Annotated in this window: 5 protein-coding genes and 1 pseudogene; 2 read left to right on the top strand and 4 right to left on the bottom strand. The window is 54.5% G+C overall.

The genetic code is table 11. The features are described 5' to 3' along the window. On the top strand, positions 1–841 hold an 841-nt coding region (locus tag RTY00_RS09785; RefSeq protein ID WP_312664289.1), incomplete at its 5' end, for a peroxidase family protein. Between the two features lie 269 nt (positions 842–1110). Further along, a complete protein-coding gene (locus RTY00_RS09780) occupies positions 1111–1983 on the top strand; it encodes a flagellin (RefSeq protein ID WP_312664288.1) in 873 nt (290 codons plus the stop codon). Between the two features lie 36 nt (positions 1984–2019). Here the strand turns inward: RTY00_RS09780 and RTY00_RS09775 are convergent, their stop codons facing one another. The 4 genes and pseudogenes from RTY00_RS09775 to RTY00_RS09760 all read right to left on the bottom strand — a co-directional run. Next, positions 2020–2787 (bottom strand): amidohydrolase, encoded by a 768-nt coding sequence (locus tag RTY00_RS09775; protein ID WP_312664287.1) that lies wholly within the window; start codon positions 2785–2787, stop codon positions 2020–2022. Then, positions 2775–3935: a pyridoxal phosphate-dependent aminotransferase gene (locus tag RTY00_RS09770; protein WP_312664286.1), complete on the bottom strand. Its 1161-nt coding sequence runs from the start codon at positions 3933–3935 to the stop codon at positions 2775–2777. Before RTY00_RS09770 ends, RTY00_RS09775 begins: the two co-directional genes overlap by 13 nt. Positions 3936–4178: 243 nt before the next feature. After that, a complete protein-coding gene (locus tag RTY00_RS09765) occupies positions 4179–11987 on the bottom strand; it encodes an Ig-like domain-containing protein (protein ID WP_312664285.1) in 7809 nt (2602 codons plus the stop codon). Between the two features lie 170 nt (positions 11988–12157). Beyond that, positions 12158–12374 (bottom strand): annotated as a pseudogene (locus RTY00_RS09760) (Biofilm associated protein A); the annotation flags it as partial.

Raw genomic sequence — 12374 nt, 5'->3', positions numbered from 1 at the left:
GGCTGATATCAGCGAGATTAAAGCGCGCATTGCCGCTTCAGGCTTGAGCGTCAGCCAACTGGTTTCTGTGGCCTGGGCTTCAGCATCGACCTTCCGTGGCGGTGACAAACGTGGCGGTGCCAACGGCGCGCGCCTGGCATTAGCGCCGCAAAAAGATTGGGCAGTTAACGCCAGCGTAATCAATGATGTGCTGCCGACCTTGCAGAAGATTCAGCAGGAATCCGGCAAAGCGTCGCTGGCTGATGTGATTGTGCTGGCGGGTAGCGTAGGTATCGAACTGGCCGCTTCAGCCGCTGGCGTAGCAACGCAAGTGCCGTTTACGCCGGGCCGTGTTGATGCGCGTCAGGATCAAACCGACGTTGAGTCGTTCAACTTCCTGCAGCCGCTGGCCGATGGTTTCCGCAACTATCGTCGCAGCCCGAAAGGTTCTTCAACCGAAACGCTGCTGTTAGACAAAGCACAGCAGCTGACGCTGAGCGCGCCAGAATTGACGGTGTTAATTGGTGGGCTGCGCGTATTGGGCACCAACTTCGACGGCGGCCAGCACGGCGTGTTCACCGATCGTGTTGGCGTGCTGAGCAATGACTTCTTTGTCAATCTGCTCGACATGCGCACCGCGTGGAAAGCCACCGACGAGAGCGAAGAGCTGTTTGAAGGCCGCGATCGTCTGAACGGTGAAGTTAAGTTCAGCGCCACACGTGCCGACTTAGTGTTTGGATCGAACGCTATTCTGCGCGCGCTGGCTGAGGTTTATGCCAGCAGCGATGCGAAGCAGAAGTTCGTGACCGATTTCGTCGCCGCATGGACCAAAGTGATGAATCTGGATCGCTTCGAGCTGTAATCACCCGCAGAAGTCATTCAACTTCAATGCAAGGCAGCCAAAAGTGGCTGCCTTATTTTTTGCTATTTTTTCACTTAATGTCGAGATTATTAAAAAATTACGCTGAAAAAACAGCGTGATAATGCTGCTTGTTCGGTCGAAAATCGTAAGACCTGACTCAAACCGGTTCTTAGAGGGTTTTGACACTAAAATACGCTCACTCCTGTGACGCTCTTAAGTAGGTGCGCGAAAGGCCCATAACGGAGCAACAACAGTAGGATTAAAAAATTATGAAAATATCGATGTACACCAATGCTATAAGCATGACTTCAACCCGATCGCTGGGCAAAGCTACAGATGCGCTTAGTGTTGCCATGCAGCGTCTGGGAACCGGTAAACGTATTAACAGTGCGGCTGATGATGCTGCTGGTTTGCAAATCGCAACCCGTTTGCAGTCACAATCTAATGGCATGACCGTTGCTAAGCACAACATCGCGCGTTCAAGTGCAATGATGTCGCTGGGCGAAGGTGCGCTGGAAGAGGTGACCAACGTGCTCCAGCGTATGAAAGAGCTTTCAACTCAGGCAGCCGATGACAGTTTCAGCGCTGAAGATCGTAGTGCGATGCAGTCAGAGTACGACGCGTTGTTCAGCGAAATGGATAACATCATGCGTAATACGCGCTACGGTTCTGAACCGTTGTTGCAAAGCGTCATCCCACCAGAAGTTAAAGGCAAATTCACTTCGACCGTTCAATTCCAGATTGGTAGCTCGAGTGAGGAAGTGTTGAAAGTGAACCTCGACACTAAGCTGCAGGATTCTGTCGATGCGATGTTGGATCTGGTCACCGTACCAGGTAACCCAGGTGCGCTGGAAGATTCGATGACGGCCAATGACAACATTGACATGGTTAGCGAAGCTCTTGAGAAAGTTCAGTCAGTTCGTAGTGAATTCGGCTCAAACATCAACCGTTTGCAGTACACCGACGCGAACCTGAGCAATATGCGTGACAACACCGATATCAACATCGGCACCATTGTTGACGCGGATTATGCGATGGAAGTGACAAAAATGACACGCATGAATATGCTGATGCAAAGCAGCCAGGCGATGTTAAATCAGGGCAACGGCATTGCCAGAATGGCATTGAATCTGTTGGGGTAGTGTAATGAAACGCAGGGAGTTGCTCCCTGCGTTGTTTTATAAGGTAAAGCTATCTGCGTCTCGCCATGCTGGAAAACGCTCACGATAGGCTTGCAACTCTTCGAGTGACAACTCCGCATCCAAACGTGCGCGCGCAAAAGGCTCACCGCTTGCAAGAATCTCACCCAGCGGCGAAATGATTCGACTGTCACCACTGTATTGATGTTGATTGCCATCGCTGCCGACACGGTTGCAACCCGCAACGTAAGCCTGATTTTCAATCGCACGGGCTAACAGCAGCGACTGCCAGTGCAGCGCACGCGGAGCCGGCCAGTTGGCGACATACAGCGCCAGATCGTAATCGTTGTGGTTGCGAGAGAACACCGGGAAGCGCAGGTCGTAGCAAATTTGCGGCAGAATACGCCAGCCGCGCCACTCAAACACTTCACGCCTTTCGCCCGCCACATAATGCTGATGTTCATTGGCCATGCGGAACAGATGACGTTTGTCGTACTGATGCAGCGTGCCGTTCGGCTCGACCAGCAAGAAGCGGTTCACCGCGCCTTTTTCCGTCTGGATCGCCGCACTGCCGCCGACTAGCGCGTTGCTGGTTTGTGCGTGCGCGTGCAGCCAGGCGACGACTTCATCCTGCGGCAGCGAACTTTCGGCGGCTTCCATAGCAAAACCGGTGGTGAACATCTCCGGCAACAGAATGATGTCGCGGCCTTCAATGCCTTTCAGCACGCCATCGAAATGACGTAGGTTGGCTGCGCCATCCATCCAGCTCAGGGTTTCCTGCAAAACGGTGATTTTCAAAGCTGACATAAGCGCTCCGCAGCGGCGTCGAGCGTCGCTTCCTGTTTGGCGAAGCACAGGCGAATCAGCTTGTGCGGGAAGGGGTCGGCGCAGAACACCGACAGCGGAATGGCCGCCACGCCGACTTCTTTGGTCAGCATCTGGCAGAAACTCACGTCATCCAGATCGGAAATCGCGCTGTAATCGACCAGCAGGAAGTAAGTGCCTTCACACGGCAGTACCTTGAAACGGCTGGCGGAGAGCTTCTGAATAAAGCGATCGCGGCGCGCCCGGTAAAATTCCGGCAGTTCGCGATAGTGTTCTGGCTCCTGACGCAGCATATCGGCAATCGCCAGCTGTGCTGGCGTATTCACCGAGAAGGTCAGATATTGATGCACTTTACGGATTTCAGCGCTGATCGCTGCCGGTGCGATGCAGTAGCCCACTTTCCAGCCGGTCATGTGGAAGGTTTTACCAAAGGACGACACCGCGATGGCGCGCTGACGCAGTTCAGCATGCGCTAACACGCTGGCGTGGCCCTCTTCAGTGAAACAGATGTGCTCATACACTTCGTCGCTCAGCACATAGATTTCCTGCTCAGCAATCGCCTGCCACAGCTCGGCATAATCGCTTTTGCGCCACACGGTGGCGGACGGATTGTGCGGCGTATTGAGAATCACTAAGCGGGTTTTGCTGCTCAGCAAGCTGCGAAATTCGTGCCAGTCAACGCGGAAACCTGGCGGCTGCAAGGCGATACGCTTTAACACGCCACCCGCCAGCTGCACGGCTGGCGCGTAGCTGTCGTAGCTTGGGTCGAAGCAGATCACTTCGTCACCGGCACGCACCAATGCGGTAATTGCGGCGTAGAGCGCTTCGGTCGCGCCTGCGGTGATGGTGATGTCGCTGTTGACGTCAGGCGTGTGGCCGTAAAGCGCAGCGGTTTTCTCCACAATCGCCTCACGCAGTGGCAATGCTCCTATCATTGGAGCGTATTGATTGGCGCCCTGGCTGACGTGGAAGGCCAGACGTTGTTGCAGGTAGCGTGGGCCGTCGAAATCGGGGAAACCTTGCGAGAGATTGATGGCGTTGTGTTGCTGCGCTAGTGCGCTCATTTGCGTAAAAATGGTGGTACCGAGCGCCGGTAATTTGCTCTCGGGGATCAGGTTGTGCTGCGTCATTGTTTTATGGCCTTAAGCGCGAATGTCGTTGCGGAGTCACCTTGTGTTGTCGTCACTATAAACAGGATAACAATTCAGGGCAATCCAGACGCTTAGAGGTCCAAATCAATATTGGTCATTATTATTGAGTTTTGCAGATTAGCGATGAAAATTGCGGGTGATTCTGCAGGGTGCGCATAAATGCGCACCCTACGAAAAACGCGCCAATCCTTTGTAGGGTCGCCATTTATGGCGACCCGCACATTACATGAGTTCCGTTTTCAATCCGGCCTGAATCAAAATTTCAACATCTGAGTTTTGATTGTGCCACACGTGATACTCAACGCCTGAAGAGGTAATTGTACCCTCTGCAACTACCCATTCGTTAGCATCGAAGTTCTCCAACTGACGGGCCAAAATCGCGCTGTCACCTTCGTTGCCCTTCACCTGAATCTGCTTCTTATCATCATCAATGAACAGTGCATGCTGTCCCAGCGCCAACACATCTTCGGCACTGAGCGTTAGCTGATTATCACCGTCGCCACTGAGATCAATGGTGTTGAGGTTAGATAAACTTTTTTGCAGTGCTGACAGATCAAGTGATTGATTGCTGCCGGTTATGTTTAGTGTGTTAATCGCTAGCGGAGCATTATCATCCAACGTTACGCCATGGATGCCGGTTCCATCCCATTCGGCATTTACAGCAATGTTGTTGACGGAGAAAGTCGACTTGTTATCAATAATGATGGTGAATTGGGGTGACCACGCGCTGATATTACCGGCGCGATCGGTGTACTGAATGCGGAAGTCCCAGGCTTCATCATATAAAGGCGTCGCCGGTGTCCAGAACCAACTCCCATTAATGGTATCGGCCTGCACGGTCGCTGTTCCTAACCAGGCACCATTATCAATGCCATATTGAATGGTTACCGTGGCCCCTTTTTCAACATGGCCTTCAAGGGTTGGCGTACGATCTTTGGTTTTACCGTAATGGCCTAGGTAACCACCCCAATTATCCCAATCGACAGCTACCCTTTCTATGGCAGGTGCGGTAGTGGATTTATCCAACACCACATTTTTAATCTGATCAGCGAGAACATTATTTTTGCTGTCAGCGACCTGAAGCCTGTATTGCCAGTTACCGGAGTGAGCAGCATTATCCCTTGCCGTCCACGTTGTACCGGTTACGGTGGCTTTAGACCAGGAAACGCCGTTCCAGAAGTTCAGGGTTTCACCTGCTCCCAGCGCTTTACTGAGCGTGCCTGTTACATTGCGTCCTGCGGTTCCATCATTAGTAATAAAGTCGGTTTGGTTACTGCCAGTGTCTTTATCCATCTGCGAAAGCTTGATGGTAACTGGATTGGTATAAATAAATTCCCAGTCAGCAGACGAGGAACTCAGGAAGGTTTCCACTTTCATTTTTACATTGATTTTATGTAAGCCGACACTCAGGCCACCCGCATATTCCCACTCCCATATCCCATTAGCATCGGCTTTCACGCTATCAATACGTGTATTGCCGTCATAAATGTACACCACGCTATTTGGGTGTGCTTTACCTGCAAATTCCGGACTCCAGTCCGCGCTGGTTGCGCCAGAAGGAAGCGCAACATTTTTGACATCGTCGAAAGCTTTCTCAATGGTCGGTGGCGCAACGATAGTTATAGGATATGAAGGTAACGGTTTGCCTGAAGAATCAAGTATTTGGAATATCACATCACCAAGTGGAAGTTCTTGTATTGGGGTCCACGACCAATTGCCATTCGCGTCTATTTGCGCATTTCCTCGCGCAACAATATCCCCTTTAGTATTGATAACCCAAAAGTTAATGGTGTTGTTCGGCTTTCCTGTGCCTTTAAAGGTGGAGTGGCGATCATCGGATAATCCATGCTGTGGCACCATGTCGCTGCCGCCAACGTAGTCCCATACGCTGCCAATCGTTGGTTCAACTATTTGTTCCAGCGTGACGTTTTGCTTCACTGGCGCTGATACATTACCGGCCACATCAACAGTGCGCACCTGATATTCCCAGTCGCTGGTGTGGGCTTTATTGTCGGTGAACCACCATGCTTGTTCACCATTCATGGTTGCTGCTGCCCAAGTTTTACCGCCATCCAGTGAGTATTCAACGATTACACCGGTGACCTTGTGCGACTTATCAAGTGTTCCATATACGCGGCGATTTTGGCTGCCATCATCGGTTATCCAATCACGTGATGCGGCGCCAACACCACTATCCTTCTCCATATATACAAATTTGAGCTGGTTGTCTGAAGCCGTGATGTCATAAATGACCTGGAACTCTTTCTCCGGCGAGAAATTCCCATCAGCATCAACAACGCGCAATTTATAGATCCAGTCGGCTGTGTGCGCTGTCGCATCCTGTGCTTTCCAGTTCTTACCGGTGACAGTGGCATTAATCCAGGCGCTGCCATTCCAGAACTGCAGCGTTTCACCAGCGACGAGTTTGCGGCTGATCTTGCCTACAACTTCACGGTTGGCTGAGCCATCATTGGTTATCAGGTCGGTCTGACTGATACCGGTATCTTTCTCCATGCTCGTGAGCGTGAAGGTGATCGGCTGAATGTTGATGTACTCAAAGTCCCACGGAGGGGAGAAGTCGCTCTGGAAGGCGTCTTTCTCCATTTTCACCGTGATGCTGTGCTTGCCGACGCTCATGCCTGTGGCATGTTCCCACTCCCAGGCTCCATTGGTATCCGCTGTGACGCTGCTTATCAGCTTGCCGTTGTCGTAGATATAGACAAGGCTGCCCGCTAGCGCTTTGCCATACAAACGTGGCGCGCTGTCATCGGTGGTTGCGCCGTTAGTCAGCCATTCTGAGGTTTGCCCGGCGTCATCAAAGGCTTTTTCAATGGTTGGGCCTTCAACGAGATTGAAAGTGTAAATCGCTGATTCAGCGCCTGATTTCTGACTTATTGCGATTACTTCCGTTTTACCCAGCGGCCATGGCGTGGGTGATGTCCATTCCCAGTTACCTTTGCTGTCCACAACAGGATAAGGATTGGCAAATATATGCCCGGTTCCCGTTCCACTTTTATCCAGCAGGAATATAAAAATCTTATCCCCCGGTGTACCCGTACCTTTGAGCCTTGGGGTTAGGTCATCCGAATAACCATTCTGCAGCACGACATTACTGCCACCTACGTCATCCCAAACTTCAGTAATAGCTGGAGCTGCGTCGCCAAGTATCACGCTTTGTTTAACCGGCGTGGTGGTATTCCCCGCGATATCGGTGATGCGCACCTGATATTCCCAGTTGGTGGTATGCGCGTTGTTATCGGTAAAGCTCCAGAAGAGATTGTTTACCGTCAGCGGGTGCCAGGTCTTACCGCCATCGAGCGAGTACTCGGCGATATCACCGGTGTCGAGTTTTTTGTCAAAGATGCCTGATACGCTGCGTCCGGCGCTGCCATCGGATGTCTGCCAGTCGCCAGTTGTGCCATTGTCTTTACTCATCTCAACAAAGAACGCCTGAACAGCTGAAGGCGTGGTGTCCAGAACGACCTGGAAATCCTGCTCTGGCGATACGTCACCGAGGCTGTTGACCACGCGCAGTTTGTATTCCCAGTCGGCGCTGTGGGCCGTGGCGTCCTGCGCTTTCCAGCTCATGCCGGTAACGGAAGCGTTGACCCAGGCGCTGCCGTTCCAGAACTGCAGCGTTTCTGACGCGGAGAGCGCGCGGCTAAGCGTACCGGTGACTTCGCGGTTGGCTGAGCCATCGTTGGTAATGAAGTCGGTCTGGCTGCTGCCGGTGTCCTTCTGCATGCTGGTAAGGGTAAAGCTGACCGGCTGCATGCTGACGTATTCAAATTCCCACGGCTGCGAGAAGTCGCTCTGGAACGCGCCTTTCTCCATTTTCACCGTGATGCTGTGCCTGCCGACGCTCATGCCGGTGGCGTGTTCCCACTCCCAGGCTCCGCTGGCGTCTGCGGTAACGCTGTCAATCAGTGAACCGTTGTCGTAGATATAAACCAGGCTGTCGGGCAGCGCTTTACCGTACAGGCGCGGGGTGCTGTCATCGGTGGCATCGCCGTTAGCCAGCCAGTCTTTGTTCCGGCCGGCATCATCAAAGGCTTTATCAACGGTTGGGCCACTGACCAGAGTGATGGTGACCGGTGCTGAAATTAAAATTGGGTCCAGGCTGACGAGGTCAAAAGAGACTTCCCCCAGTGGTAACGGTGTTACAGGCGTAAATTCCCACGTCCCGTCGGCATTAACAATAACCGAACCAATGCTGTTTATAGGACTGCCATTATAAACAGCATAAACATGTAACAGCTGGCCCGGATGAGCGATGCCTTTTAGTGTTGGCGTAAGGTCATCGGAATAACCGTTATCAGGCACTAAATCGTTACCACCAACGTTATCCCATACCTCGGTTATTGTCGGGGCAACATATTCTAACGTCACCGCCTGTTTCGCCGGAGTAGTCACGTTGCCGGCAATATCGGTGATACGCACCTGATATTCCCAGTCACCAGTGTGCACACTGCCGTCGTTAAAGCTCCAGCTGTTGTCAGCGGCGACGCTGAGTGTCAGCCAGGTCTTACCGCCATCGAGTGAGTACTCTGCGATGTCTCCCGCGCTCAGCGCTTTGTTCAGCGTGCCGTGTACGGTGCGCCCGGCGCTGCCGTCGGTGGTTTTCCAGTCTCGAGTATCTCTACCGTCATCTTTGGTCATGTGATCGAAGGTAACCTGTACGTCAGATGGCGTGGTGTCCAGAACGACCTGGAAATCCTGCTCTGGCGATACGTCACCGAGGCTGTTGACCACGCGCAGTTTGTATTCCCAGTCGGCGCTGTGGGCCGTGGCGTCCTGCGCTTTCCAGCTCATGCCGGTAACGGAAGCGTTGACCCAGGCGCTGCCGTTCCAGAACTGCAGCGTTTCTGACGCGGAGAGCGCGCGGCTAAGCGTACCGGTGACTTCGCGGTTGGCTGAGCCATCGTTGGTAATGAAGTCGGTCTGGCTGCTGCCGGTGTCCTTCTGCATGCTGGTAAGGGTAAAGCTGACCGGCTGCATGCTGACGTATTCAAATTCCCACGGCTGCGAGAAGTCGCTCTGGAACGCGCCTTTCTCCATTTTCACCGTGATGCTGTGCCTGCCGACGCTCATGCCGGTGGCGTGTTCCCACTCCCAGGCTCCGCTGGCGTCTGCGGTAACGCTGTCAATCAGTGAACCGTTGTCGTAGATGTAAACCAGGCTGTCAGGCAGCGCTTTACCGTACAGGCGCGGGGAGCTGTCATCGGTGGCATCGCCGTTCTGCAGCCAGTCGGTATTCTGACCGGCATCGTCAAAGGCCTTATCGATGGTTGGTGGCTTAACCAGCGTGAGGTCATACACGTTGGAATCAAGGCCCGACGGAGTGATGGCAGCATAGCGCACGCTTCCGCTGGTTATTGGCGTGGGTTGCGTCCACGTCCAGGTGCCGTCTGCTTCCACATCGACGGTGCCCACTTTTATCAGCCTGTCAGTACCATATTGTGCCCAGATTTCAAGCTGCGAGTTCGGATGACCGGTGCCGACCAGGCGCGGCGTGAAGTCATCGGTATAGCCTTTGTTCGGCACCACGCGGCTGTCGCCGACGTCGTCCCAGATTTCAGTGATGACGGGCGCAATTTCCGCCAGCGTGACCGCCTGTTTAACCGGCCCGGTCACGTTGCCGGCGATATCGGTGATGCGTATCTGATATTCCCAGTCGGCGGAGTGTTCAGCATTATCGGTGAAGCTCCAGCTGTTGTCGGCGGCGACGCTGAGCGTCAGCCAGGTTTTGCCGCCGTCGAGAGAATACTCAATCACGTCGCCGGCGCTGAGCGCCTTGTTCAGGGTGCCGTGCACGGCGCGCCCGGCGCTGCCGTCGGAGGTATTCCAGTCACGCGCGTCGCTGCCGTCGTCCTTGGTCATGTGGTCAAAGGTGACCAGCACGTCGGACGGCGTGGTATCCAGAATGACCTGGAAGTCCTGCTCCGGCGAGACGTCGCCGAGGCTGTTGACCACGCGCAATTTGTACGTCCAGTCGGCGCCGTGCGCGGTGGCGTCCTGCGCCTTCCAGCTCATGCCGGTAACGGTGGCGTTCACCCACTGCGTGCCGTCCCAGAACTGCAGGGTTTCGGATGGCGAAAGTGCGCGGCTGAGCGCGCCGGTGACTTCGCGGTTTGCGGAGCCGTCTTTGGTGATGAAGTCGGTGGCGCTGCTGCCGGTGTCCTTCTGCATGCTGGTGAGGGTAAAGCTGACCGGCTGCATGCTGACGTATTCAAACTCCCACGGCTGGGAGAAGTCGCTGATGAACGCACCTTTCTCCATTTTCACCGTGATGCTGTGTTTGCCGACGGACAGGCCGGTGGCGTGCTCCCACTCCCATTCACCGCTGGCGCTGGCGCTGACGCTGGCAATCAGCGTGCCGTTGTCGTAGAGGTAGACGAGGCTGTCGGGCAGGGCTTTGCCGTAGAGGCGAGGGGCGCTGTCGTCGGTGGCGTCGCCGTTCTGCAGCCAGTCGGTGGTTTGCCCGGCGTCGTCAAAGGCCTTATCGATAGTCGGGCCGGAGACCAGATTGAGCGTCACCGGATCGGAAGCCAGCCCTGAATTTGTTACTACATCAAACATGACTTTACCCGGTTGCAGTGGCGTTGATGGCGTCCACTCCCAGGTGCCGTCCGCTTTGACCAGTACCGAGCCAATTTTACTGCCGGTACCGTAAAAAGCGTAAATATCGAGCATAGCGCCCGGCTGTCCGGTTCCTTTCAGCGTTGGCGTCAGGTCATCGGAATAGCCTTGATCGGGCACTAAATCGTTGCCGCCGTGGTTGTCCCACATCTCGGTGATAACGGGCATGATTTCTGCGAGCGTGACCGCCTGTTTAACCGGCACCGTCACGTTGCCGGCGACGTCGGTGATGCGTATCTGATATTCCCAGTCTGCGGTGTGTGCGTTTCCGTCGGTAAAGCTCCAGCTGTTGTCGGCGGCGACGCTGAGCGTCAGCCAGGTTTTCCCGCCGTTGAGGGAGTACTCGATAACGTCACCGGCGCTGAGCGCTTTACTGAGAGAGCCATATACGGTGCGTCCGGCGCTGCCGTCGGTGGTTTCCCAGTCGCGCGCATCGCTGCCGTCGTCTTTATCCATATGCCCGAAAGTCACCAGCACGTCGGACGGCGAGGTATCCAGCACCACCTGATGGCTCTGCTCCGGCGTCATGTTTCCGGCAGCATCAACGACGCGCAGCTTGTACTCCCAGTCGGCGCCGTGCACGGTATCGTCCTGCGCCTGCCAGCGCATGCCGGTCACGGTGGCATTCACCCATTTGCTGCCGTCCCAGAACTGCAGGGTTTCTGATGAAGAGAGCGCGCGATTCAGCGTGCCTTCCACCTGCCGTCCCTCTGAGCCGTCACGGGTGATGAAGTCGGTGCCGCTGCTGCCGGAGTCTTTGTCCATGCGGTCAAAGGTGAAGCCAACCGGTATCAGCCCGGTGGAGGTCCAGCTCACGTTATCAATATGGAAGCCGTAGTCGCCCACGCCGGGCTCGTCGCCGGTAACCAGCTCGGCACGGGCAATCAGCGTGCCGGCCGGGGCGGTAAAGCTGAGGGTTTTGATATCGAACTGTTTGGCGGTGACGGAGCCGGTGTAGAAGAGCTTTTCGGAGCCAATCAGGTTGCCACTGGCGTCGTAGAAATTAATGACCGTGCCGTGGTTGTGCAGCGCAAAGTAGTCGAAGCTGAATGCTGACATGCCCTGCGAGCCGAGACTGAAGGTGATGGTGCTCTTTTCACCGACCAGCAGGGTTTTGGAGTTGTAGCCATACCAGTTGTACTCGGCGATTTCCAGGCGGCTGTTTTGGTTCTGAATAATCAGGCCGGCCTGGGTTTCAAGCTGCGCGCCGATGCTGATCTTCTGAACCTTCTCTTCATCAAAGCTCTCTTCCGGCAGGGAGCCCGGTGCCAGCACAGAAGACGCGGTTGCCGGTGCAGCAGATACGGCTGCATCACTGATATCAGTGTGAGACTGCGGCAGCTCGTCCTGCTCGGTACCGAAAGGGTTGTAACGATTCTTTTTGAAATCCATTTTTCCTGACCATTCAACTGGGGTAATGGCCGGTATGCTAAACAGGCACTAAAAATACGCCGTACAGACTTGTCTGTTATCCGGCGACTATATTTTTGTGCTTTGGACTTAAGAATTAGCAAACAGAGGAAGGACGCAGCAGGATCATTGTTCTGCTGCGCGTAGTGCGATCAGTGATTGATGAGATGAGTCGTCACGCCGTTCTGCACCAGCAGTTCGGCGTCCAGCGCGCTGTGCTGCCAGACGGCATAGACCACGCCGCCGACGGTAATGCTGCCGCTGCTGCTCCAGTCGCCGACGTCGGCGTTATCCGGCAGCAGATCGGAGAGATTGACCTTATCACCGGCGTTGCCTTTCACCACCATCTGCACGTTGCCGGACAGATTG

Source organism: Pantoea sp. CTOTU49201, assembly GCF_032054795.1.
Taxonomy (GTDB): Bacteria; Pseudomonadota; Gammaproteobacteria; order Enterobacterales; family Enterobacteriaceae; genus Pantoea; species Pantoea symbiotica.
This window is presented reverse-complemented; position numbering and strand designations above follow the sequence as displayed.

Bases quoted from the DNA above. Each gene is read 5' to 3' on its own strand.
- RTY00_RS09765 (WP_312664285.1), bottom strand. From the start codon at position 11,987: ATGGATTTCAAAAAGAATCGTTACAACCCTTTCGGTACCGAGCAGGAC.
- RTY00_RS09770 (WP_312664286.1), bottom strand. From the start codon at position 3,935: ATGACGCAGCACAACCTGATCCCCGAGAGCAAATTACCGGCGCTCGGT.
- RTY00_RS09775 (WP_312664287.1), bottom strand. From the start codon at position 2,787: ATGTCAGCTTTGAAAATCACCGTTTTGCAGGAAACCCTGAGCTGGATG.
- RTY00_RS09780 (WP_312664288.1), top strand. From the start codon at position 1,111: ATGAAAATATCGATGTACACCAATGCTATAAGCATGACTTCAACCCGA.